13 protein-coding genes are annotated in these 26,540 nt (G+C 60.3%); 2 read left to right on the top strand and 11 right to left on the bottom strand.

All coding sequences use genetic code 11. The features are described 5' to 3' along the window. Positions 1-7 precede the first annotated feature (7 nt). The 4 genes from CENROD_RS11920 to CENROD_RS11905 all read right to left on the bottom strand — a co-directional run bounded on the left by CENROD_RS11920 (position 8) and on the right by CENROD_RS11905 (position 8,056). On the bottom strand, positions 8-2,401 hold the full coding sequence (locus tag CENROD_RS11920) for a type IV pilus assembly protein FimV (protein WP_151194634.1): 2,394 nt from the start codon (positions 2,399-2,401) through the stop codon (positions 8-10). Continuing rightward, positions 2,398-3,342: a diguanylate cyclase gene (locus CENROD_RS11915; RefSeq protein ID WP_022776633.1), complete on the bottom strand. Its 945-nt coding sequence runs from the start codon at positions 3,340-3,342 to the stop codon at positions 2,398-2,400. Before CENROD_RS11915 ends, CENROD_RS11920 begins: the two co-directional genes overlap by 4 nt. Then, entirely contained in the window at positions 3,339-7,133 is a 3,795-nt protein-coding gene (locus CENROD_RS12785) for a response regulator (protein WP_238551863.1), read from the bottom strand. Before CENROD_RS12785 ends, CENROD_RS11915 begins: the two co-directional genes overlap by 4 nt. A 62-nt stretch (positions 7,134-7,195) precedes the next feature. Further along, complete coding sequence (locus tag CENROD_RS11905) at positions 7,196-8,056, bottom strand: PhnD/SsuA/transferrin family substrate-binding protein (RefSeq protein ID WP_041193606.1); 861 nt, start codon at positions 8,054-8,056, stop codon at positions 7,196-7,198. Positions 8,057-8,349: 293 nt separating this feature from the next. On the opposite strand from CENROD_RS11905, the gene htpG reads away from it, so the two are divergent. Beyond that, complete coding sequence (htpG, locus tag CENROD_RS11900; protein WP_022776630.1) at positions 8,350-10,362, top strand: molecular chaperone HtpG; 2,013 nt, start codon at positions 8,350-8,352, stop codon at positions 10,360-10,362. A gap of 218 nt (positions 10,363-10,580) precedes the next feature. Next, on the top strand, positions 10,581-12,191 hold the full coding sequence (locus tag CENROD_RS12780) for a DUF342 domain-containing protein (RefSeq protein WP_022776628.1): 1,611 nt from the start codon (positions 10,581-10,583) through the stop codon (positions 12,189-12,191). Positions 12,192-12,405: 214 nt separating this feature from the next. Here CENROD_RS12780 and CENROD_RS12775 read toward each other — a convergent pair whose 3' ends face one another. The 7 genes from CENROD_RS12775 to CENROD_RS11860 form a co-directional block, all read right to left on the bottom strand. Next, positions 12,406-13,014 (bottom strand): biliverdin-producing heme oxygenase, encoded by a 609-nt coding sequence (locus CENROD_RS12775; protein WP_022776627.1) that lies wholly within the window; start codon positions 13,012-13,014, stop codon positions 12,406-12,408. Beyond that, a complete protein-coding gene (locus tag CENROD_RS11885; protein ID WP_022776626.1) occupies positions 13,011-14,501 on the bottom strand; it encodes a GAF domain-containing protein in 1,491 nt (496 codons plus the stop codon). The genes CENROD_RS12775 and CENROD_RS11885 overlap by 4 nt, the downstream gene beginning before the upstream one ends. A gap of 74 nt (positions 14,502-14,575) precedes the next feature. After that, positions 14,576-19,075, bottom strand: a complete 4,500-nt coding sequence (locus CENROD_RS11880) for an EAL domain-containing protein (RefSeq protein WP_022776625.1) — start codon at positions 19,073-19,075, stop codon at positions 14,576-14,578. A gap of 244 nt (positions 19,076-19,319) precedes the next feature. Then, positions 19,320-21,704, bottom strand: coding sequence for a response regulator (locus CENROD_RS12770; protein WP_022776624.1), 2,385 nt, complete (start codon positions 21,702-21,704; stop codon positions 19,320-19,322). A 50-nt stretch (positions 21,705-21,754) separates the two neighbouring features. Then, positions 21,755-23,533: a CHASE domain-containing protein gene (locus CENROD_RS13755; RefSeq protein WP_022776623.1), complete on the bottom strand. Its 1,779-nt coding sequence runs from the start codon at positions 23,531-23,533 to the stop codon at positions 21,755-21,757. Beyond that, entirely contained in the window at positions 23,530-24,036 is a 507-nt protein-coding gene (locus CENROD_RS11865) for a response regulator (protein WP_022776622.1), read from the bottom strand. Before CENROD_RS11865 ends, CENROD_RS13755 begins: the two co-directional genes overlap by 4 nt. Further along, positions 24,026-26,485 carry an EAL domain-containing protein gene (locus tag CENROD_RS11860; protein ID WP_022776621.1) on the bottom strand — a complete coding sequence of 820 codons (2,460 nt, stop codon included), beginning with the start codon at positions 26,483-26,485 and terminating at the stop codon, positions 24,026-24,028. Before CENROD_RS11860 ends, CENROD_RS11865 begins: the two co-directional genes overlap by 11 nt. Positions 26,486-26,540: the final 55 nt, after the last annotated feature.

Here is a 26,540-nt window from a genome sequence, read left to right as displayed (position 1 = left end):
ATCTCCCCTACCGCAATTTGCGCTGCGCGTAGGTCGGCTTGGGGGGAACGCGATCCTCGGCTTCTGCGGTCAGGTGCGAGAAATCGAGATCGAGCATCCGCGAAGGGGTTTCTTCCGTGGGTTGGGTGATCGACAAGAGTGACGCTGTGGAAGACGATGGTGCAGTCGGCGCCATGTCCGCTGTCTCCTTGGCAAAGAGGAGCGCAATGTCTGCCGGGGCGGGGGCCTGGGGCACTGGTTCCTCTTCCACATCAAAGAAAGAGTTCGGCAACGCTGCAAACAGACTAAGCCCCGGGGGAGGCGCTTCTGCTTCGGGTGCAGGCTCCGGCTCTACCCCACCTACGTGATGGGAGATGGCAGGCAAAGGCTGCGCCGGGGTGTCTTCCAACGAGAACATCAGCCCAGGGTCGCGTGCGGCCTTGGCGGCTTGTTCGACTGCGGGAATAAGGTGGACCTCCGAAGCGGCTGGAGCGTGCGAGCCGGTGGGCTGTACAGCGGTCATCCCCCCCTCCGGCATGGACGGCGCCTTGTGGAAATCGAGAGGGGGGCGTTCGGCGCTCGCATGCACATGCAAGGGAATCGTCCGCTCCATCATCGACTCGACGGGCGTTTCTGCTCCCCGCCCTTCCCCATGGCTTAAGCCTTCCGCCAACGCACGCAAGGTGAGCAATTCCCGAAAAGCGCCCAGCGCAAAAGATTCCAACCCATTGCCGGTGGCGCGGTAGATGCAGTGATCCAAAAAGTCCATCACACCTTGGTTGGGCCACAACCGAACGATCTTGGACAAGACTTCGGGATACGACTCCAACCCCTTCCCTTCTGCATCGAACTCGGCAAAGTCTGGCAGTTTGCAGTGGAAGTGCTGTGCAAAGGACGCCGCTTCCATGGCGAAGTCCGCCTTGGCGCCCAGGGAGTGATACAGCCCGAACAAATCCAGATATACCAGGGGATCGGGATCCGGATTGCCGTGAATTTGCTGAACGAGGATGTCGATGGCGCGCTCCGACTGCCCCAGGGATACAAAGAAATCAGCCTGCTGGCGGATGTCGAGGATGTATTCCGAGGTCAGGCGATGCTCTTCGATGGCGGCAGGAGGCTGCGGACGCGCCACGGCAAGCGTAGGCTCCGCGCTATGCGGCTGTGGGGAAACTGTCGGTGCCGGTTCTGGCTTGAGGCCTGGTGCAGCAGCCGACTCCAGGGGGCTTCCCGATGGCATCTCGGCAACGGTTTGCGGCACCTGGGTATCTACCGTCGCCCCAGCGAAGGGGAATGGTTCGGCCTCCGCAGCGCGGGGGTGGAAGATCGTCGCGAGGTCGCCAAAGTCAGGGGCACCATGCCACCACGCGCTGTACCGTCCACTACGGGTGCGCCAGTACCACGCTCCCCCCAACACCGTCAGCAGTAACAAAGACCACAACGCCGCACGCGCCCAGCCTGAGAAATTCGACAACGAGGCCGACAACGAGGTTGGTGCCCCCCCGCGCTGCAACAGTACAAGATCTGTGCGAAGCTGTTCGATTTGCGCCTGGTCCGCGCTGCGCAAGGCACGCAGCATCCGCATCTCATCTTGCAAGACGGCGATCTGTTTGGCGTGGAGCAGGGTATCTTCTGTCGGGGAAAAAGACATCGGCGAATCCAGGGTGCCAACCCGATCCGAGAACACTCCCAGGGGGTCGAGCCGCAACACAGCGCGCGCGCCCTTAGCCCCTTTGCGTTGCGATGCGGGCTGTGCCGTCTGCGCTGGGTGGGAGGTTGGGGAAGCCGATGTCTCTGGGGTTGCCGATACGGCGGCAGGCGTTGCCTGCGCAGGTTTGCGGCGTGTACGCCGGACGGGCTGCTCGTCCGGTGCTGCCGGGACGACCGCTGCGCTGGCAGGCCGACCTTCCGGCAACACGAGGAAGAGCGTCTCTTGGGCGGCACTGGCTGGGGCCACGGTCGCAACAGCAGTAGCAACCGGTGCGGGAGCGAGCGCCACCTTCACAGGGGACGTTGCAGGCACTGCCGGAATATCCGAAAGCAAGATGTACCGCCGCATCGCCCCCGTTCCGCATGCTGCTGCAAGCAACACCGTGACCACCGGTTCGTTGACCGCCTCCACGGAACGGATACGCACAGACCCCGCCGCTGCGCCGGAAGAAACGACGGAAACCTTCGGGAGCTGCTGCCGTGCCTCGGCAAAGTACAGATCGACCGAGAAACATTCCGTGGCGATCTCTTCCCCCGGGGCACGCTGCACCTGCACGGTAATGTCGAGTGGGCGGCCCAATATCGCTGCCCCTCGCACTTCCCCCAACATCAAAGCCTGCGCCGAATGCATCGGCAACAACGCCCATGCGCCAACACAGGCGATCCACGCCCACTCCATGACGAGGGCCGACCGTTTGCGGAATCGTCCTTTCAAAATGCACCACTCCTTTGCGCAACGCCACTCCATGCGCTGCAAACGCAGTTCCTGCCATCGCTCTTCGCGGTGTACAGCCGACGATCGGCACCGTCGAGCAACGCAAAAGGCGAATCGCCCACATGCGGAACGATGCTTTCCGCCCCCAGACTGATAGTGACCCACACTGCAACGTCCGGGCAGGCATGGGGAATGCGCAAATCTTCGATTTGTTTGCGCAACCGCTCGGCAATCAGCGCCACCCCTTCCTCCCCCGTATCGGGAAGCAACACGACAAATTCTTCTCCCCCATACCGCGCGACGATGTCGCCAGGCCGGGTACATGCCGCAGCCAAGGTAGAAGCGACCGTGCGCAGGCAATCGTCCCCGGCGCCATGGCCCAAGCGATCGTTGTACCGCTTGAAGTGGTCGATGTCGATCATGATCAGCCCCAGCGCCTGGGATGCACGCTGCGCACGCTTCCACTCCCGATCCAGGCTTTCATCGAAGCTGCGACGGTTCGGGATGTTGGTCAACCCATCAAGCAACGCAAACTTTTCTAGCAAATCGGCCTTCTGTTTGAGCGCAATGTGGTTGCGCACCCGCGCCAACACAACGGGGATATGGAAAGGCTTGGTGATGTAGTCCACCGCCCCCAACCGCAACCCGAGTTCCTCATCGACCAAGTCTGTACGCGCGGTGACGAAAACCACGGGTACCCCCACCGTGGCAGACTCCTGTTTGAGACGACGGCAAACCTCGTACCCGTCCATGTCCGGCATCATGATGTCGAGCAACACCAGATCCGGCACCCCCTGCCTGGCAATCACATCGAGCGCGCCCTGCCCGCTGGTGGCGACCTGCACCCTGTACTGCGGGCGCAATGCTTCCGCCAGCACGCGAATGTTGGCGGGCACGTCGTCGACGATCAGGACGACGGGAAGAGGTGGCGATTCGTTCATGACTGCGGCGTGTTGTCCGTATCGCCTTTGTTAGCCACGGCGCCTTTGTTGCCCAAATCGTGCCCCTCACGGCACACCAGCCCCTGCAACAACGTCAGCGCCTCGGTGTAGTCGAAAGCGTCGAGACGACGGCTCAGCGCGTCCATCTGCTGCAACATGGGGGTACACGCCATGCACTCGCGCATCTCCGCCAGCATCTCGCTAGGGATGAATTCGGCGTTGTCCAGCATCCCCAGCATGCGCACGATCAGCTCGCGCGCCTTGTGCCATTGGCACCGGTCGCAAAAGAATTCGGCGGGGTGCATGGCGGCGGCAGGCATGGCGCGCAACACAGCAATCGACTGCATCGCCTGTGCAAACGCCGTCTGAAAGTCGACCCGCTCCCTGGCGCACAACTCGTCCACCGGCCCGGTCTGCGGGGCCTCGGCAAGGCGCAAGGCGTCAAGCTTGGCTTCCAGCCTGCGCGCAGCCTGTTGCAGTCCCATCGCGCCAAGGTTGCCCCCCGTTCCGGCCAGCTTGTGTGCGAGCACGGAGGCCTCCTGCAAGTTTCCGTTGTCGATGTACCCGACGATCCTTCGGGATGCATCGGCAAATTGCTCTCCAAATTGGAGAGCCAATCGCCGGAACATCGCCCGGTTTCCCCCCAGCAACGCCAATGCCTGACTGATGTCAAACCCAGGAAGGGTAGAGGGCAACATCACGATTGGTTCCACCGGCGCAGGGGCCTTGCGCATCGGCAGGGCTGGCGTTTCCACCTGCACCCACCGCAACAGCACGCGCAGCAGTTCCTTCGGGTCGATGGGTTTGCCAACGTGATCGTTCATGCCTGCCTCGGTGCAGGCAGCCCGATCCCTCGGCATGACGGCTGCGGTCATTGCGATGACGGGCAAATGGGCGAATTCCGGGCGAACCCGAATCCGCCGCGTGGCTTCGACACCATCCATCACTGGCATTTGCAAGTCCATCAGCACGACGTCGTAGGCCTCTTTGCCCAGGCAATCGAGCGCATGCCGCCCATTGGCAGCCACATGCACGATCAGCCCCATGCGTTCCAGCAGTTCCCGCGCAACGGCTTGATTGATGTCGTTGTCTTCGACGACGAGTACGCGCGCGCCATGGATGGGCTTTGCCAAGTCGAACCATTCCACGTGCTGCGAGGAGGAAGCGGGAATCCATTGCTCACCTTGCAACCCGATGATCGTGTCGAACAGCCCCGATGCTGTCACCGGTTTGGTCAGCACGGCATCGATTTCAACCCCCTGCGCCTGCTGCGCCAGAACATCCCGGCGCAAAGGAGTCACCATCAGCACCATCGATACGGGGGGCAATGCACGCTCTTGCTGCACTGCGCGCAAACGGCTGGCGACAGCCACCCCATCCATGCCAGGCATCTGCCAGTCCAGCAAGACGAGTTCGAACGCGGTGGACGGATCTTCTGCGGCCTGTACGAAGGCTTCCACGGCGGCCTCCCCCGATGCAGCTTGCGTGACGGGAAAACCCCAAGACTTCAGGATCTCCGCAAGGATATGCCGGGATGTAGCCAAGTCGTCGACGACCAGCACCCGCAACCCCTGCAATTCCGAGGAAGGCCGTTCGTTCGGCACCTCGGTGGCTATCGGGAAGGTCAGGGTGAATGCAAAGCGGCTTCCAGCGCCAGGATGGCTGTCTACACGGATCGTTCCTCCCATCGCAGTGACCAGACGATGGCAGATGGTCAACCCCAGCCCCGTTCCACCGTAGCGGCGCGTAATGGAACCATCGGCCTGCGTAAAAGGCTGAAACAGGCGCGCCACCTGTTCTGCGGTCATTCCAATCCCGGTATCGCGCACGCTCCATTCCAAGGTGACACGACCGTTGTCCAACCGCTCTTCGATGCCAATGCGAACGAGGATTTCCCCGGCTTCCGTGAACTTGACTGCATTGCCAACGAGGTTATTGAGGATCTGGCTTAGCCGCAGGGAATCGCCCACTAGCGCATGGGGCACGTCGGGCATCAGCTCGAAGACGATTTCGATGCCCTTTTGCTCCGCGCTGACACCAAACAAATTGCCCACCCCCAGCAGCAATTCCTCGACGCGAAAGGCCGTCTCGTCGAGTTCGAGCTTGCCGGCCTCGACTTTGGAGTAGTCCAGGATGTCATTGAGGATCGACAGCAATGCGCGAGAGGAGGTATGAATCTTCCCCAGGTAGTCCCGCAGCTTGGGCCCCAGATCGTTCATTGCCATCGCGAGGTCGGACAGGCCGATGATCGCGTTCATGGGGGTGCGGATCTCGTGGCTCATGTTCGCAAGGAACTCGCTCTTGGCACGGTCTGCGTTTTCTGCGGCTTCCTTTGCTTTGCGCAACGTTTCTTGAATTTGCAGGCGCTCGGCAATGCCCCCGAAAGCAACGACGGCTCCACCGGGCGTGCCGTCATGCATCAACGGGCACGAGGTGATCCATACGGGGACAAAGCTGCCATCGGCGCGAACGAGGTAGTCTTCGAGCATCTCCCGGCGCTGGCCCAAAGTGATTGCCCCATGCAGCGGGCACTCCATGAAAGGATAGGCGCTCCCGTCGCGACGGCGGTTATGGAACAGATCGTGGCTCTTTTTGCCCAGCGCATCCTTTGCCCGCCAACCCAAGGTGCGTTCGGCCTCGGCGTTGAGGTACGTGATCTCGTCGTTGGCATCGACCACGAACACCGCACTCGGCATGGTGGAGAGCACCTCCGCAAGCTGCTGCCGCGACGCACGCAGGGCCTCTTCGACATACCTGCGCTCGCCAATCTCGGCACGCAATCGATCCCGGCTGGCCAACAGCATCCACCCGGCGCACAACAATCCACTCAACAGCAGTAGCACGACCAGGCGCTTTTCCGTCAGGCTCTTGTGGAGCGTGGCCAAAGCGGGAACGGAAGAGTAGGAAACGACGTACCCCACGTTGTGCTCGACCGAGTCCGCGACGGCAAGGAACGCCACGGCATACCCCTGGCCGTCATGGAGCATGGGTACCGCAAAACTCTGCCCCGAAGCCATCGCATGCTGCACCTGTGGATCGCGCCGCAGGATCGGATTCAGACGTACGACCAGTTCCGACAGGGTGAAGTCCCGGACGATACGCGACACGAGCGGGTTTTCAATCAAAAAATTGGGGTGGATCGACGCAGGAACATACTTCTCGCGGTGCTCCATGGCAATGCGATCCAGCAACCCTTCGTTGCGCAGAAACAGCGCACAGTCCGGGCTGCGCAGAAGCAGCCGGAGGTGGTCGTGTATCTGCTCGAAAGACAAGGCAAGCTCGGCGCTGCCGACGAAGCGCCCCGCATGGCTGAGGGGAAAAACGAACCGGTACGCAGGCAAAGTTTTGCCCACTTCGAGACCCGATACAGGACGCCGTTCCGCTTGGACGATGCGCAGCGAGGGACGAATCGCTTCCAGTGCATCGCCGGCCATTTCCGGCTGATGAAATCGCAAAAACACGCGGTCGTCGGCAAGGTGGAATTGGAGCCTGGGCACCCCCTCCTGTTGCAGTACATCGTAGACCTGGCCAAGCAACCGGTACAGCTTGGCCCGCAGAGGAGGCATGAGGTCATTGGGGGTATCCAGCGCCTGCGCAAGCAGCTCCGTTACCGCAGGCTGGTCGATTTGGGTGCGCAGATGCGTTTCGACACCGAGGCGGTAGGACTCGATGCTGGCACGGTATGCCACGTCGAGCGCAACGAGGTGCTGCGCGGCGACATGCCTACTTTCGTCACGGTACTGCTGCCCAGTGAACTGCCACGCCAATGCAAACAGCGCAACCGCCGTCACCAAAAAAAGGATTCCCACGCGGCGTAGCAAGCCGGGGGAACGGAGCGGGGCCGATGACGGCATTAGTGAGATATAGGCTCAGGAGGGATGGACGCAGGGTCACCGAAGGAACGCGATGCGTCGAAGTCGGTGTCATACGCTGCCGCCATGCCATAGCGGATCGTCAAGCCCCAGCGCTCGTATTCCGCTGCGTGGGTAGCCAACAGCACCGTGCGAATGCGTTCGAACAACACATCGCCGAGTGTCCTGCGGTTGCCTGCAATGCCCAAGGATGGGACAGGCAACGACTGGGCCAGAATCGTGACGCCAAGGTTGGCGTACTTGTTCGCGAATTCTTCCTTGACTACGCCATAGTCAACCGTCCCCCCCAGCACGCCACGCAGGACGGCTTCATGCGAGCCTAAGTACTTGTAGGGGAATTTGTCCAAGGGAATGCCCAATTCCTTGCGGACGATGGCGTTGGCTCCCAGGTACCCACAGGTGGACATGCGCTGCGTCAGCCCGATACGCTTGCCGCGCACATCCGCCAGCTTGGGGGTGGAACCCGTCGTGACCCCGACCAGCACGCATCGGTAGTGGGTATTGCCATCGGATTCCCGGAAAAAGATCAGAGGATGGACGAGCGGGTTGCGCTGATGGCTATCCACATACGGCAATAACCCCACATGCGCCAGATCGACTTTGCCGACGACTAGGGCATCGACGATGTCGCTATTGCGGTCGAAATACACGATTTCCACCGGTTTGCCGAGCTGCGCCGAAAGGTAGTGAACCATCGGCGCCATCGCCTTGACCGTGGTCTCCCGGTTTTCCATCGGCAGCGGGGCGAAACGGATGGAGTCTCGAACGGTATCTCGAATGGAATCTGCTGCTACAGCACAACAGGCCCACGAAAAGCCTAGCAGAACGGCCAGAAGTCGCATAGGTAAACGCCCCAAAAACTTGCGTCGCGCCGCTTTGAAAAAGAATGAATTTTAACGACCCCCTATTCTGAACCCAAAAACTCCCATAGCCTTTTTAACTACCAATTGCATAGCAATTGCATGGTTTTATTGGGCCGCTATCGATTGTGGGCAATCGAGATATTCCCCATGGGGTATATCTCGACATGTGCTCCACGCCCTATAGCCCTTGAAAGGGATGCGTTCATCCCCAGTTTGTCGTAGGCGTGCGAACGTGGTTCGCACCGTTGTTTTCATCATCCACTTGAAGAACCATGGGCAAACATACACATTCTTTTCAAGCCGAGGTCGCGCAGTTGTTGCACCTCGTCACCCACTCGCTGTATTCCAACAAGGAAATTTTTCTGCGCGAGCTGATTTCCAATGCTTCCGACGCTTGCGACAAATTGCGTTTCGAGGCCCTGCACGACGCAGCCCTCTACGAAGATGCGCCCAATTTGGAAGTGCGCATATCTTTTGATCCCGGCACACAGACGATCACCATCACCGATAACGGCATCGGGATGAGTGAGGCGGACACCATCGAGCACCTGGGCACCATCGCCAAAAGTGGAACCCGGGACTTCGTCCAGAAGCTCAACGACGACCAGCGCGCCAGCGCTACCCAGCATGGGCAACTCATCGGCCAATTCGGCGTGGGGTTCTACTCGGGGTTTATCGTTGCAGACCGCATCACCGTCGAAACCCGCCGCGCCGGGCTGAGTCCGGCGCAGGGGGTGCGCTGGGTCAGCGCAGGCGTGGGCGACTTTGAAGTGGAACCCACCGAACGCGCGGCACGGGGTACTTCGGTCATCCTGCACCTCCGCGACGATGCGCTGGAGTTCTGCAACGGATGGAAGCTGAAGAGCATCCTGGGCAAATACTCCGACCACATCAGCCTGCCGATTCTGATGGAAAAGGAAGAGTGGAAGGATGGCGAGCTGATTGACCCCAGCGACGAGAAAAAAGGCCGCAACCCTGGCTCGATGGTCAAGACCGGCGAATGGGAGACGGTGAACAAGGCCAACGCGATCTGGGCACGTTCCAAAAAGGACATCACGGTCGAGCAATACCACGAGTTCTATAAGCAAATCAGCCACGACTTCGACCTCCCGCTGGCTTACACGCACAACCGCGTCGAGGGGGGCACCGAGTACACCCAGCTCCTCTATATCCCCTCCAAAGCGCCCTTCGACCTCTACAACCGGGATAAAGCCGCAGGGGTCAAGCTCTACGTCAAGCGCGTGTTCATCATGGACGACGCCGAAGCCCTGCTACCGGCGTACCTGCGCTTCGTCAAGGGGATCGTCGATTCCAACGACCTCCCGCTCAACGTCAGCCGCGAGCTGCTACAGGAAAGCCGCGACGTGAAAGCCATCCGCGAAGGGTGTACGAAGCGGGTGCTGGGAATGCTCGAAGACCTGGCCCGCAATGACCAGCCGCCTGCCGACAAGCCTGACACCACGGAAGGCGATGCCACAGTCGGCAAGGAAGTCACCGACGTCGAAACCGAAGAAGACAAGGCCAAGCACGGCAAATACACCAAGTTCTACAAGGAATTCGGCGCCGTCCTCAAAGAAGGCCTGGGCGAGGACTTTGCCAACCGGGATCGCATCGCCAAGCTGCTGCGCTTTGCTTCGTCCACGACGGACGCCGTCAGCGTGGGCCTGGCCGACTACAAGGCGCGCATGAAAGAAGGGCAAGAAGCCATCTACTACATCACCGCCGAAACGCTGGCCGCAGCCAAAAACAGCCCGCAGCTCGAAATTTTCAAGAAGAAAGGTATCGAAGTCCTGCTGATGACCGACCGCGTCGACGAATGGGCGCTGACCTTTTTGCACGACTTCGACGGCACGCCGCTGCAGAGCGTGGCCAAAGGCGCGGTCGACCTGGGCAAGCTCCAAGACGAATCCGAGAAAAAGGCTGCCGAGGAAGCGGCGGAATCCTTCAAGCCGGTATTGGCGCGGCTCAAGGACGTGCTCAAGGACAAGGCCGAAGACGTGCGTGTGACAACGAGGCTCGTCAATTCCCCCGCGTGCCTGGTCGTGCAAGACCACGGCATGAGCACCCAGCTCGCCCGCATGCTCAAGCAAGCCGGGCAGACTGCCCCGACGACCAAGCCGATTCTGGAAGTCAACGCCGGGCACGCGCTGGTCAAGAAGCTCGAAGGCTCCGACCGTTTCGATGATCTGGCGCATATCCTCTTCGACCAGGCACTGCTGGCCGAAGGCGGGCTGCCGGAAGACCCTGCCGCCTACGTCCAGCGTGTCAACGCCTTCCTGGCTTGACGGTACTTGACAGTACTTGGTATAGCGCGTGCATAGTCCCCAGATGGGGCGGGGTACCTCTTCCGCTCAATCTGGGCGACTCGCCGGTCCAGCCGACACCTTGGCAGCACAACAGCCCCTTTTACGATGGATAGCGTGACCGTGCCGCACCGCACGCCCATGTTGTACAAATCGGTGCTTGGTACACACCCATCTGTCATAGGGGAGATACTGCCAATATGGAACTCTCAGGACTTTCTTTGGAAGAAGTGGAGGACACCGTCGTCCTCGTGAGCGAGCCTGTCGCTGGTCGGGAGCCTTTCGATGGTGCTGCGCTACGCGCCTTTCTGTGTAGTGCGGGGTATGGGAAGTGCCAGATAGACGATGAAGCGCTAAACAAAACAGCCAGCATGTGCGCCATCCAGCAGGCGCAGTTCAAGACCACGGTGGCGCGCAAGGTCAATGCGATGGTGTCCATAGCCATCGCTGCCGATGCAATGAGTGCGACCGTCGACATCATTGCCCCCCGTGGTGGTAAGCCTGCAGCAGTGTCCGACGTGGTGGGGGCGCTGATGCAAGCCGGTGTGGTGCGGGGCATCGACAAAGATGCCATCGAAGCTGCTTGCCAAGAAAACGGCTGCCTTGGTCATGTCGTCGCCCTAGGCAAAGCGCCCGAACATGGTACGGACGGCATGCTGGAGCTGCTGGTGACGGACACGGTGGATCGCGCCCCGAGTCTGGATTCCAACGGTTTGATCGACTACCGTGAGCATGGGGAAATTCCCACCGTCATGCCCACCAATCCTCTGATGCGGCGCATTCCGCCTGTGCCGGGTATCCCTGGATACACCGTGCATGGTGTGGTTTTGGCCGCCCGAGAAGGCAAGGATGTCCACTTCGCGCCCCATTTGCAGGGTACCGAATGCTCCGCCGATGACCCCAATGTGCTGGTGGCGAATGTCAACGGGCAGCCTGTACGGGTTGATAACGGCGTGATCGTCGAGCCGATATTGCGCCTCAAAGAAGTCAACATGGCTACCGGGAATGTCCGCTTTGACGGCACGGTGCATGTTGCTGGGGATGTGCTGCAAGGAATGCTCGTGCGGGCCAGCGGGGACATCGTCGTCGATGGCATGGTCGAAGGCGGCTCATTGGACGCTGGCGGGAATGTCGTCGTGGCCGGAGGGGTAGTGGCCCACTCGCATCTACACGCTGCGGGGTCAGTGCATGTGCGCTTTGCCCAATCTGCCCAGATCGACGCAGGGACGGTGATTGCGGTCGCGGAATCTGCCCTCGATTGCACCCTGCATTCGCTGTATCAAATTGTGATTGGGGCCAATGCCCCGCAGCGCGGCAGACTGTTGGGCGGGTTGGCAACGGCTGCCATGCTGTTGCAGGTTCCCTGGTTGGGTTCTACACAGTCTTCCAAGACGCGGGTAATCGTCGGGGATCACTCCGCTCTCGATGAAAAGTATGCCTTGCTGTTACATCGCATCGAGGAGGAAAAAGCCAGCGCGTCCAACCTGGCCAAGTTGGTGCGGCAGTTACAGGCATCGGGTGACCCCAGAGGAATGCTCGCGCGCGTGAAGGAGTCGCAAAAACATGCGATCAAAGTCTGGGGGGATTCTTTGGCCGAGGAGGTAGAACTCAAACGAGAAATCGCCGCAGCCCAGTTGGCAAGGATCGAAGTCAAACAAGGCGTGGAAGGATCCGTCGTTTTGACCTTCGGAAAATACACTGCGACGATGCCCCAGGACTTCAGCCAGGGCACTTTTGCACTCGACGCTACGCAAGGCATCGTCTTCACCCCGCCAGGCGGTGCGCCAGTACCGGTGTCTGCACGCCGCTGATCTGGTCAGAGCTTGGGTGATGCCGTTAGCGTCTGCCGTCTGCCGTCTGCCGTCTGCCATATCCTGCCTGCGCCAAGCCACGCGCCCCGCATAGGCAAACGCACCAAAAAAAACGCGCCCAGCAAGGGCGCGCCAATCCTTTGATGCTCACAGCAACCAACCAGAACCAGCATTCAGACTGGGGTTTCGGCAAGGCGCAGTGACCAGTCCTGCGTCACTGCCCCGCTGCTGCCCAAGCCTTGTCGAGATGGGCTTCGATGCTTTTGAACAGCTTATAGGCCGTCGCGGCTGCTACGTCGTATTCTTCCTCCGGGCACATTCGGTTGGCGTACTGCAGGAATTGCTCCCACAGTTCCCGCGCTGCTTCGCCGTGCCCATCGAAGAATTGCATGGGGAGATCCCCATGGCCCAAATCGCGCACAGTGCGTGCAATCACCTGCCCACCCAGGTTCGACCCTTCGACCGTGTACAGCAAGCCGACAAGCTCGCCAATGCTGCGCGGGGCCGAAAAACCCACCGGGCTGGCAAAAGGCTGCGCACCCAGCGCCTGCAAATCGGCTTCGAGCAGATGCAGCCTGCGCCGGGGCCGGAACCCCGCCCATTCGGGATGCGCGTCCAGCGTGGCATGGATGTGCGACTCTGCTTCCGCATGCACGCTGTGCAGCGCTCCCAGTGCCTGGGCATACTGTTCTTTGGTCAGGGATGCCTTGAGCATCGGGGCCAGCAGAGGGTGGTGGTCGATAGTACGGTGCTCCAACTTGCTTGCTTGCCGCATACGGCGGTGCAGCTCAGTCTTGGCCGGAGGAGTGGTTTCTTCAGTCATAGCCAGCGTAGAAGGTTGTTACGGAACTTGGCGGCCACGATCTGCTCTTCGCGGGACCATGGACGGCTGTAGTCGCTCTTGATTTCCACCCAGCGCTCGAAAGAGCGGCGGGGGGAGAGTGCCATGGCACCAGCATTTTCGATCATGGGCTTGTTGGGATTTCCAGCCCATGCCACGTGTTGAGGCTCGGCTTCGCGGAACCAATAAAACCGCACCCAGCCCGAGCGTGGGGACTGGGCCTTGATCGCGAGCATGCCGCTGGCTGCATGGAGCACTTCGGGCCGATCGGGGAACAGGTCGGACAAATGATCCGAACTCAGCACCAGCTCATTGCAGTGGTTGACGAACCAGTCATCGATCACGCTCAGGCCATCCACCCCCGGGCCGTCGCCATTGATGACGACATCTTCTTTGATCGCCATGGCGAAACCGTTGGCGCCTACGGTGTCCAACAAGGCTTGGCCGTTGATTTCAATGCCGTCAAGCGGGTCGGTGTAGGTACCCAATTTTTCCAAGACTGCATCGATCTTGCGGTCGAGGCTGTCGATGACCTTGAGCCGGTGGCTGGAGATATAGGTCGACAAGCCCAAGGTATAGGTGCTGGCGAGCATCACGCAAGCGTTGCGATGATCGGGAGTGAGCGGCAAAGGGGTACGGTGATGGCACGCAACCAGGCCCCACAGCCGCCCGGCAATCCGGATAGGGACGGAGAACGAGGCACGCACCCCCATGTTCGCCAGATATTCCAGATGGACAGGCGAGACGCTGCGCACATCCGAGCGGGTCAGATCCGGGACACGTTCTTCCGAACCGAGTACCGGCACCGGCATAGCCTGGGTGTCAGGGATCATGCGTGCGGGATTGAGCATGTAAATGTTGCGCGCAATGGCCGGGATGTCGCTGGCCGGAAAGCGCAGCCCCATATAGCTCCCTACCCCGGGGGCGGTGGCCTCGGCGACGACCTCGCCGGACCAATCCGGCGTGAATCGGTACATCATGATCCGGTCATAGCCGATGACCTTGCGGAAAGATTCCACCAAATGCTGGTGGTAGCGGTCGCAGTCCTCGGCGCTCTGGGGCGCGCTGAGAAAAGGCTGCTGCAAGTGCTGTACGGGGATCGGCTCTGCGGGCGGGGTGTTGTATTCAAGCTCAACAACGACGAAATCCTCGCCACGTATCAGGAGCGCATCGATATGGCCCTGTGCGTTCTGCATCACGTTGCGAACGACGGCGGTCTCCCCCGGTGTCGTGGCGAGCACAGAAATGGCACGAGACAGCGAGGGGACGACCTGATCGAGCGTGCGACCAATGACGGCCTGCGGATCCAGGGAGAGAAATTCCGCAAGGTTCGCGCTGGCATGGCTAATGGTGCCCCCCTCACTCTGCAAACAAAGAAGCGCGCCAAAAGGCTGGATCGCGCCGGAAAGATGCAGTTTTTCTGCCTCGCAACCACGAAGCATTTTCTCGATCAGGATCATGTCGGTCATGGCAGGGTGCTCTCCATAAAAAGTGGAAGGACAGGGAAAACGAAACGATGCAAGGAGTGCAGAAAGTAGCGGAGTCAGGCCTCGGTATCGAAGGACACGCTGGGAGCAGCAAGGAGCTTCTCGAATTCTGCCGCCCCCATGGGCCGGTGATACAGATAGCCTTGGACGACATCGCAACCATCCTGTTCGAGGACTTGGAGCTGCTCCTGCGTTTCCACACCCTCTGCAACGACCTGCAACCCCAGCGCGTGCGCCATGTCGATGATCGTCTTGGCGATAGACCGGTCATCGCGTTCGACGGCGATGCCATCCACGAAGCTGCGATCCACCTTCAGCTCGTGCAAGGGGAGCTTACGCAGGTACGCAAGCGAGGAATACCCCGTGCCAAAGTCATCGACGCTCAGGGTCGTACCCAGTGCGGCCAGTTGGATGAGCCGTTCACGCACGACATCAATACGCTGCATCAACACGCTTTCCGTGAGTTCGATGCCGATATTCGATGCAGGAACGTGGAGGTACTCCAGACGGGCGATGAGGTGCTGCACGAAGTCTGGATCACGCAACTGGTGCGCGGAAACGTTGATCGAGATGCGCGGAACTTGCAGACCTTGCTCGCGCCAGCGTGCGATTTGCCGCAAGACCATGTCAAGGACACGGTTCCCCACGGCATCGATCAGCCCGCAGTTTTCTGCGATGGGGATGAACTGCGAGGGAGGCACATCGCCCAGTATGGGATCTTTCCACCGTAACAACGCCTCGGCAGCAATCGCCTGACCGGTACGCAGGTCCACTTTGGGCTGGTAGACCATATACAGCCGGTCGTGTTCCAACGCAGAGCGCAAGCCTGTTTCCATCGCCATCCTCTGCAGGGCCAGCACTTTCATTTCTTCGACGAAGAACTGGTACTGGTTCCGCCCCCGATCTTTGGCGCGGTACATGGCCGTATCGGCATTGCGCAGCAGGCTGACGGTGTCGTCCCCGTCCTCGGGGTAGACGCTGATGCCAATGCTGGCGGATACGTGCAACACATTGGCATCGACGGTGAAGGCGGTAGCCATGTTGTCGATGATGCGTGCTGCGATCTGGTTGACTTCTTCAAGATGTACGGCAGGCAACAGCGCAACGAACTCGTCGCCACCCAGGCGCGCCAGCGTGTCGGCCTCGCGAATGCACTGCCGCAAGCGCTGCGCCACCTGTTTGAGCAGGCCATCGCCCACATCGTGCCCCAGCCCATCGTTGATCGTCTTGAAATTGTCGAGGTCGATGAACAGCACGGCGAGCTTATGCGTCTGGCGCTGCGCCAAAAACAAGGCTTGCCGGAGCCGATCATTGAGCAAGCTCCGATTGGGCAAGCCCGTAAGCTCGTCGTGGGTTGCCAGGAATTCGATGCGTTGCTGCGAACTTTTGAGCGCAGAGATGTCGCTGAATATGGCGACGAAGTGGACGATCTGCTCTTGGTCGTTCTTGACCGCATTGATCGTCAACCATTCAGGGTAGACATCCCCGCTACGACGCCGGTTGACGATTTCCCCTTGCCAGGAACCTTGCTCGGTCAGGCTGTGCCACATGGACTCGTAAAACTGTGGCAGATGTCTGCCAGATTTGAGGACGCGGGGATTTTGTCCCACCACCTCTTCGGCCGCATAGCCCGTGATTTTGGTGAAAGCCTCGTTGACGCGCAAGATGCGGGCTTTGGCGTCGGTGATGACGATGGCTTCCCCGGCGCGTTCGAAGACGCTCGAAGCCAGTCGCAACTGCAAGTCCGCGTCGTGCCGGTAGGTAATGTCCTGGGACTGGGTGCATACCGAACGGAGGTTGCCACCAGCATCGAAGATGGGGAAGCGAATGCTGTTGAGCCACAGCGTCGCCGTTGGCAAGGCGATCTCCTCGGTCGTTTCGATCGCGGCCAGCTTGAGCATGACGTCCAGATCGCCCGCACGCAGTTTCTGACCGAGTTCCAAGCCAAAGATCTGCTGATCCGTTTTGCCCAACACGTCTTCGGCATGCAGGCCGAAGATCGTTTCAAAACGGTGGTTGATAAATTCGTAGCACCCGGTGGCATCCTTGACCGAGACCAGCGACATCGAGTGATGCATGATCGAACGCAGACGTTCTTCACTCTCCGTGGTTTTTTGCTGCGCGGTCACCAGTTCCGTTTCGTCCACCACGGCCAATACCACCCCCTGCGCTATGGGTGGATAACCCGTCACCACCGGAGTGATGAAGACTTGGTAGACACGATCTTCCCCATCTACCGTGATGCTCTCCCGAGCGGCATGAAAAACGACGTTGCCGATCTGGGTTTCAAGCTGGCGCAGGTGGTAAGGCAAATCAAGCTGCGCAAAATGCTGCCCCGTCGATGACATCGACAAGGCGTAATGCCGCATGGCTGCCCCGTTGGCACGCTTGAGCTGGAGCTGGTTGTCCAGCAGCAGAACGGGGAATTCCAAGGTATTGAACAGGCTTTCAAAGTCGCTGTTGATCGCAGCGAGTTCGGCAGACTTGTGCTGACTTTCGTCGTTGGCGCTGATCAGCTCTTCGTTCGATGCCTGAAGCTCTTCGTTGGAGGTCTGCAATTCCTCGGTGAGCGCGGACATTTCCTCCTTGTACGCGCTCAAGTCCTCGGCCATCGTCTGCAAGCGCTCGCGGGCCAGGGCCAATTCGTAGGCCATGGACTGCTCTGCCTGCATGGCCGCATCGCCCACTTCGGCATCTTCCTCGGAAATGGGCGGCGAGGGGTGATCCGCAGGCTCGAAGACGACGAGGAATAGCTCCTGGTCTGCGCGCAGCCCCAGTGGATGGATCACGAGCCGCCATACCGCATCATCCAGCGAAGAAATCGCGCAACTGCGGCTAAACGCCGTGACCTTGCGGCGCTGCGCACGGTACAACGTCGTCGATACCTCCGCGCTGAACTCCGGGACGATCAGGCGGGCAAGATGCAGCTCCGGGGTACCACTGGGAAAGCTGATGAAATGGCCGACATCCCCATGGGTGTGCAAAATTTTGAAGCTGCCGTCGATGAGCAGCAACGTGCCGACTCGCTCGGACAATGCCCCCAAAAAAGCCGATTCTTGCGACGACGCATAGTTGCGTAGGCTATCAGCACTACGCTTGAGCTGACCACGGATGATCTTGGACGTCGTCGGAACCGCAACGGCACCGCGCGAACGGAAGATCTTGGCGTAGTTGTCAATAGTCAAAAACAGCGTTTCCTGCTGATGGATCGTCTCGGAGTGCCCGAGAAACAGCAGCCCGTGCTCCAACAAGCACCGGTGGATATTGGCCAGCACCTTGGCTTGCAGGTCGTTGTTGAAATAGATCAGGACATTGCGGCACGAGACGAGGTCGAGCTTGGGAAAGGCGGGGTCGGTCGTGATGTCCTGCCTGGCGAAGGCAACACAGTCCCGCAGCGCCTTGGACACCTCGTAACCCTTGTTGTGCGGCTGGAAGTAGCGTTCCAGATAGGGACCGGGCAGTTCTGCCAAGGCACTCTTTCCGTAGTACCCACGCCGCGCCAACGCCAGCGCATCGTTATCAATATCGGTGGCAAAAACATTGAGCCGCAGGGGCTTGCCCACAGCCGCGATCACTTCCATGCAGAGAATGGCCATGGAGTAGGCCTCTTCCCCGGATGCGCAACCGACCACCCACACCCGCAGTTCGTCGTCCGGCACCTTTTGCTCGACGATGTCCAACAGATGCGGCTGCAGGGCGCGAAACGCCTCAGGATTGCGGAAGAACTCGGTGACAGAAATCAAGGCTTCGTGCGCAAGGGCGTCCAGCTCGTCGGGGTGCGTATCGACGTAAGCCAGGTAGGCCTCCAGCGTGAAGGTCTTGGTGGTGTTCATCCGGCGTTGCAGGCGCCGCTGCACCGTTGCCGGCTTGTAGCTCGAAAAATCGATTTGCGTATGCTGGCGGACCTTTTCGAGCAGATCAGCGAAGGTGACGCGATGCTCTTCAGGCTTGCCCGCCGGGAAGGTCGATTCTGCGGGAAGCCGGAGCAAGTGATCGAGCACGTGGCTGATTTCGACCGGCGGCGCCACGTAGTCCGCGACGCCAGCTTCGATGGCGGACCTCGGCATGCCGTCGTACTTGGCGGATTCCGGGGTCTGGACGAAAGTCATGCCTCCCGCCGCCTTGATGGCTTGCAAACCGGCAGTACCGTCCGACCCCGTTCCCGAAAGGACGATGCCGACGGCGCCTGCGCCAAACTCCTGCGCCATCGATTCGAAGAGCAGGTTGATCGATGGCTTGGGGACGACTTCCGGAGGCGGGGTTTCCAGGTGGAAACGTCCCTCGCGAAACACCAGGTTCGTCCCGGCAGGAACGGTGTAAACGATGTTGGGAAGGGGAATTTCGTCGGCGACGATCTCGCGCACAGCCAGCGTTGTCTGGTGCGCAAGCAATTCCGACATCATGCTGCGGTGCGACGCAGACAAATGCTGCGCAACGACGAAGATCGACCCGGATTCGGTAGGAAGTTCGGCAACGAGCTGCGTCAAGGCTTCCAGCCCACCGGCAGAAGCCCCCATGCCGATGACGTAGCGACGTTGAAGCGCGACGGAATCCATCACGACACCATCACGGGGAACAGCCCGCCCAAAGAACCACGGCGACCCACGGCCCCATCGCACCGAAAGCGCCGACTGGGGAACCACAAAAGCTGGAAAGGAGGGTCATGACACACAGTGGTTCTGCGCAGCGTCCACCCAAACAGTAAGCGTTCAGGATGGGGCGTCGGGCATCGAATGAGTATACGTGTAGCCCCCGAAAACCTGACAAGCGTACACAGGCGCAACGATTCGTCACGCCGACTCAGTCTTCATCCGCCAAAGACCGTAGCGGTAGCCAGCGGCGCAGCGCCGTAGCCAATCCGTCCAAACCCAAGGGTTTGGTAAGGAGGTCATCCATGCCGCAGTCAAAGCACCGGCGTTCCTCCCCAGCGAAGATATCGGCAGTGAGCGCGACGATGGGCCGCCGGGGTAAGTCATGTTCCTGTTCCCATTCCCGAATCTGTTTGGTAGCCTCGTACCCGTCGAGAATGGGCATTTGCAAATCCATGAGGATGACGTCGGTTTGCGTACCTTGGCGGATGGCCTCCACGGCCTGCTGCCCATCGTGGTACACGGCGACGTTGACGCCCAGCAGCACCAACATTTCCTCGATCACCATGCAGTTGACGAGGTTATCTTCCACCACGGTGACATAGCCGCGCAACGACCCTGATACCTCCTGCGAGTCGTGGGCCGCAAGCTGCGTATACCAGGCAGTCTCTTCGGCTTCGCCGACGACCTGCATGCGCAACCGGAACCAGAAGCGCGAGCCTTGCCCGGGGGCGCTTTGCACGCCCACATCCCCACCCATGGCCTTGGCCAGATTGGAGACGATGGAAAGCCCCAGACCTGCCCCCCCAAACTGGCGCGTCGTGGTGCTATCGGCCTGCGAAAAGGGTTTGAAAAGCAGGCCCAGTTTGTCGGCAGGAACACCAATGCCCGAATCACTCACCGCAAACTCCAGGACGGCTATGTCAGCGTGTCGCTCGGCTTCCGTTGCCTCAATGCTTATAAAGCCATGCTGGGTGAATTTGATCGCGTTCCCCACCAGGTTGGAGAGCATTTGCTGGATGCGGTATGCGTCAGAGCGATAGAGTTGCCTTTCGGGGCCATTCCAGCGGTATTGCAGCCGTAGGCGCTTGCCCATCGCTGCCGCGCCAAACAGGTCGCGCGTTTCACGCAAGATGATCTCGGGCTGGAGGACGACCGACTCCAAAGTCAGGCGGCCTGCCTCAATGCGGGAGAGGTCGAGAATGTCGTTGAGCAACATCAACAGCGCCTGCCCCGAAGAAAGGATCGAACGCGCATAGCTGCGCCACTGATCCTTGTCGGGGTCAGACTTGAGCAGGAGCTGCGCCATGCCCATGATGCCGTTCATCGGGGTGCGAATCTCGTGACTCATCGTTGCCAAAAATCGGCTCTTGGCAATGTTGGCGGCTTCGGCGGCTTCCTTGGCGTGGTACAGCGCAGTGACGTCGATGCGGAAACCCACGGTGTGCCGGTCGATCGTCTTGCGTTCGATGGTGCGCATCCACCGGCCCGCAGAGGTGCGCTGGATTTGATCCAGCTCCGGCTGCCGGTGCTCGGCCATGCGTTCGGCCACCCAGGCGTCGACCCTTCCGATGGCTTCGGGGTACTGGCCGCGCCAGGCTCCCGCGCGCAAGAAGTCTTCATACCGCACGCCAGGGGCGATGAGATCGACAGAAGCTGCATGCAGGGCACGGAATTTCTCGTTGCAGAAGATCATGCGATCTTCTGCGTCGTAGAGCACAAACGCTTCGTCGACGGCTTCGATGGCAGCCACCAAGGTGCGCTCGTTGCGGTGGAGTTCTTCGTCGGCCAGTTTGCGCCGGGTAACGTTGATCCCTGTTCCCCGGTATCCCCGAAATGCGCCGGTGTGGTCGAAGATCGGCACGCCGCTGATGCTCAACCACTGTAGCGAGCCATCAAGCAGCGCCACGCAATACTCGAATTGCTTGAATGGCCGCTGATGGGCCAAGTCCAGCCGGTGCCGTTCCCACACTTTGCGCTCGTCGTCCGAAATGGGCTGCGCCAGTTCCTGAAACTGTTTGCCCAACATCCTGTCGATCGGGCGGCCTACCACCTGCTCCACATTCGGAGAGAACCATGTGAAACGCAGTTGCGCGTCGATCTCCCAGAACCACCAGTCCGAGTTGGCGCTGGCAAAGTCGCGGAAGCGTTCTTGATCCAGCGACACCTTGCGTTCGAGTTCGTGGCGAATGATGGCGTGGCGGATCGTCCGGTGCAAGGTATCGCCGTGATAGTGATCCTTGACCAGGTAATCCTGCGCGCCAGCTTCGAGCGCCTGGGCCACGAGGCTGAGATCATCATGGCCGGTGAGTACGACGATGGGCAATTCCGGGGCCGCAGCGCGCATGAGCTGCACCGTATGTCCCTCAGCAGAATCCGGCAGCGAAAGGTCGAGTAACACCGCGCTGGGAGGAGCTTGGCGTGCTGCGGCGATGGCTTCCTTGAGGGTACGCGCCCAGACGATGGCGTCGGGCCGCAGCACGACCAGTGCGCCAGGAGCTGTCAGCGCCGTGCGCAGCAGTTCGAAGTCTCCAGGGTCATCCTCTACGACGAGGATTGACCAGCGATCTCGGGATGCTCCTGTCCAGGCCTTCATGGCGATCCTTGGTGGCAATACGGGGGAAAAAATGTGCTGCACGTGTGCGGTTACGCCATGCTGGCAGCACGCATTGGCAACGTGAAATGGAAGGTGGAGCCTTGGTCTTCGCCCGCAGACTCTACCCAAATCGCACCGCCGTGGTACTCGACGATCTTGCGGCATAGCGCCAATCCCATGCCCATTCCGGGGTATTTTTCTCGCGAATGCATGCGCTCGAACACTTTGAATAGGCGATCCTGTTGGCCGGGCAGCAGCCCGACGCCGTTGTCTTGGACACGGAAATGCGCCGTGACGCCTTCGATGGCTGCGGACACGACGATGGATGGCGCGCGCCCAGCAATACGATATTTCACCGCATTGCCGACCAGGTTTTGCCAGAGGCGAACGATATCGTCCCGCCGCGCCAAGACAGTAGGCCATACCCCTTCGATACGCACGGCGGCGTGGGCATCGTCAATATCCGGTTGCAGGTACCGCAGCGCTTCTTCCAGCAAGGAACGGCTATCGAAAGTCGTGGTGGGAAAGGGTTGCTGCCCCACGCAGGCATAGTCCAACAGGGCGCGCAACATTTGATCCATGCGATGCGATCCGTCGATGGCAAAGTGCAGGTGATCACGCACCCGGTCGGTCATCAGGGGAGCCAGGTCGGATTCCAACAGTTGCAGGTAGCTTGACACCATGCGCAAGGGCTGGCGCAGATCGTGCGACGCTGCATAGGCAAACTGCGTCAGATCAGCGTTCGAGCGTCGCAAATCGACCGTCATCGCGTCAGCCAAGGCCACAGCACGCTTGTGCTGGTGGGCAATCGACCCGATGGTCAAGAAAAGCAGCAAATCGACGACGACCCCGCAGGCCGCGATGATCAGCGGCTGGCTCTCTTCGGCTTGTGAGATAAAGCGGTCGCTGGCATAGACGCGCAGCGTCCAAGTGCGCCCGGCAACTTCGAGGGGAATGGTCTGATCGAACTGCAAGCTGGGCGGGACAGGTTCTGCATTGGACTGGTACAACACCGTTGCAGCCGTTTGCGTCATTCCGTCATAGATTGCGAACTCGGTCTCGACCTGGTGCGGGCCCAAAATGCCTTGCATCAGGTCACGCATCCGAAAGGGCGCGTAGACGAACCCTTGCAAGGCGTTGCGCCGCTGGGCCACGGTATCGTGTTCCAAGCCTGTGCGGTAGACAGGCAAGTACATCAACACCCCGTGCTGCACATCGCTCTCGGTCTCCTGCAGCAGGCGCACCCTGCCGGACAGGGCTGGACGACCCGTATCGCGCGCACGTTCCATCGCGTTACGGCGAACTTCCTCGGTAAACATGTCGTAGCCAAACGCACGCTGGTTCCGGGGGTTGAAGGGTTCCAGATAGACGATCGACGTGTAGAAATCGCGTTCCCCTTCGGGGATGATCCGGTAATCGGGAAAGCCGTCGGAGCGGACGGCGGCTTCATGCAACCTGCGTTCCCGATGGTGAACGACCTCCGAATACCCATACCCCTGGATGCCGGGAAAGATGTTGGTGACTTGCAGCGCATGCGTGAACACCTTCCATTCCTGGCGCGCTACATGCTCGGATGCAAGGAACAGCCCCAAACCGGCGCGCAAGGCCGTCTGGTATTCGAGCATGCGCCGGTCGATGGCCGTCTTGAGGTCGAGCACCTGGAACTGGAACCGGTCTGCTGCCTTCTGGCGCATGAAATGGTCGGACGTGTACCACGCCACCACAGTCAGCACCAGGGAACTCAGCAAGATGACCCATGCAGCCGCCGGATGCTGCAAGGTACGGGTGCCTACGCGGCGCAGTGCTGCCCACGTCGCACGGTCTGTCATGCGGTGTACTCCGGCAGGCGTACGAGTTGACACCAGTAGGCACACAACGTCGCCATCGCTGAGACGAAAGCACCCATGTCCACCGGCTTGGCCACGTAGCCGGCTGCACCCAACGCGTAAGCGCCATGGACATCGGATTCCAACCCCGAGGTAGTGACGACCACCACAGGAATGGCACGCAACGCATCGACTGCCTTGATTTCCCGCAAGGTATCCAGGCCGCCCATCCCAGGCATTTTGAGGTCGATCAAGACCAAGTCGGGCCGAAAGCACCCTGCGCGTCCCTGAAGGTGCCCTTGTAGCCATTCGAGGGCCGCACGCCCATCATGCACGCAATGTAGCTCCGGGCCAAACCCGCTCTGGCGCAAGGCCAAATGCATGAGGTGGGCATCACCGGGTTCATCTTCCACCAGGAGAATGCGAACGACCCGATGCCCCTTGGTTCTCGCTCCCCTGGCTGAATATCCCCTGGCCGCAGGGGGCGTATTTCTTTCAAAACTCATGGAGCAATTCCAGCACGTGGGCACCCAGTTCCGCGCTGAGCTGGTGCAGCGCGGCAAGCCGCTCGTCGAGCTGATCCTGGGAATCGAACACGGGTCTGGAGATGATCTCGTTGGCCATGCGGTGCAACTCCTCGTGCATCCCACCGATCACGTCGAGGAGAGCGAAAGCACTATACCCGGCACGCTTGCGTTCTTCGAGCCAACCGCCCAGACGACAGGAATGCACATCGATCGTGTCAGGCAAGGCTCGTTTTGCCGCCAACCCTTCTTCGATGGCCCGCACCCAAGAACGATGTTCGACGTCGGCACAAACGAGGGGAAGTTTGTCCCACCCCGCATTGGGATGGTTCGCCCAGACCGGCGGGGTTCGCCACTGGGCGATCCATCCGGGTACTGCATCTGCTGGCAGAGGGGAAGAGATGAAGTCGCCCTGGACGACTTCGCAGCCCAGCAACAGCAGCATCGTTCCCTGTTCCACCGTGGAAACCCCCTGGGCAACGACTTGGCGACGAAATGCGCGCGCCAGCGCCATCAGCCCACCCAGGATGGCAAGGTCTTCTGCATCGAAAAGCATATCGCGCACAAAGTTGGCATCGACCTTGATCATCGCGATGGGCAAACGTTTGAGGTACGTCAACGAGGAGTACCCCGAACCAAAGTCATCGAGCGCAAACGACACGCCCAACGCACGGCAGCCTTGCATCACATCGGAGAGCTGCTGCAGGTCGAGCAAGGCCACGCTTTCCAGCACTTCGAGTTCCAGGCGGTGCGCTGGAACGTCCGGGTACGCGGCCAGCAAGCGTTTGAGCCGATCGACAAAGTACGACTGTTGCAACTGGCGTGCGCCGACGTTGACGCTGATGGGCAGCTCCACCCCCTGCTCCTGCCATGTCTGCAACTGCTGTAGCACGCCGCCGATGGCCCATTCACCGAGAGATACCGCCAAAGGATGGTCTTCAATGACGCCCTGGAAAGAGCCATACGGCAACAAGCCACGCTGTGGATGCTTCCAGAACGGCTGCGCATCGATGCCAACGACGACGCCTGTACGCATATCCACCTTGGGCTGGTAGTACAGCACCAGCTCGTTGGAAGTCATCGCTTCACGGATGCGATCAATCCCCGCGTAGTGGCCACGGGCCACCAAATCCGAGGTGATATCAAAGTAGTGAACCCTGTTCTTGCCACTGAGCTTGGCCTGGTACATCGCTTGATCAGCCTGACGAAGCAGTTGGTCTGCATCGACGTCTTCAGGCTGGGGAAAGAACGTGACTCCCACGCTGGCCGTGACTTGCAGCGTGACCCCATCAAGCAACACCGGTTCTGCCGCGACCTGGAGCAGGCGTGCAGTCAGGGATTCGCAGCCGCTGCGATCACTCAAGTCGGTCAACAGTGCAACGAATTCGTCCCCTCCCAGCCGGGCGAGTGTGTCCCCCTCTCGCAATACAAGCTTCATCCGGTCGGCTACGGTGATGAGCAATTGATCCCCAGCCTGGTGCCCACGCTGATCGTTGATGGCCTTGAACCCGTCGAGATCGATGTACACAACGGCAAGCTCCAGCTTGCGGCGCTGGGATTGGGCCATGGCCAACTGCATCCGGTCTGCCAGCAACACCCGGTTGGGCATGCGCGTGAGCGCATCGTGGTGTGCGATGTACTTGAGCTGTTTTTCGTTTTCCTTTTGCAAAGTGATGTCGGCGGACAAACCCACGTAATGGCGCACCTTGCCTCGCCCGTCATATACCGCGCTGATCGTGAGCGAGGCAACGTACACCACGCCATCCTTGCGCCGGTTCCATACCTCGCCGACCCAATGTCCTGTCTCCAGCAAACGGCCCCAAAGCACCGCATAAAAATCCGGACCGTGGCACCCGGATTTGAGGATGCGCGGAGTGCGGCCCAAGGCTTCCTCGCGGGAAAACCCGGTGACTTGCGTGAAGGTGGCGTTCACATCGACGATCATTCCCTGCGTGTCGGTAATGACGATGCTCTCGCGGGCGTGGGCAAAGACCGTTGCGGCAAGGCGGGCATCGGCATCGCGCAGGTGGCGCAACATGGCATAGCGCACTGCACGATGCAATGCATGTACCTCGCAACCTTTGGTGAGATAGTCCTCTGCGCCAGACTGGATGGCCGACTGCGTAGCCAAGGTGTCATCGAGGCCGGTGAGCACGATGATCGGCGCTTCGACAAGCAACCGGCAACTCTCCACGGTGTCGATACCGTGCGAATCCGGCAGGTTCAGATCCAACAACACCACGTCGGGGCGCAGCCCTTGCTGGTCAATCAGCGCACGTGCCTCCGCCATCGAGCGGGCCAGATGCACCAGGTACGCATCCTGCGCAAGGGCCAAGAGCTGCCTGCGTATCAGGTGCGCATCCCCGGGTTCGTCTTCAATGACGAGTACCGTGGGGTGGGGATTGAGGAGGTTGGGGGTTGCAGCACTCATGAGGAATACATCGTGGGAAAGGCACCGTGGTAATCACGAATCGCAAGCACGAATC

The organism is Candidatus Symbiobacter mobilis CR (assembly GCF_000477435.1).
In the GTDB taxonomy this organism is placed as follows: Bacteria; Pseudomonadota; Gammaproteobacteria; order Burkholderiales; family Burkholderiaceae_C; genus Rhodoferax; species Rhodoferax mobilis.
Note: the sequence above shows the minus strand (reverse complement) of the source record. Positions and strands in the feature narration are given on the sequence as shown.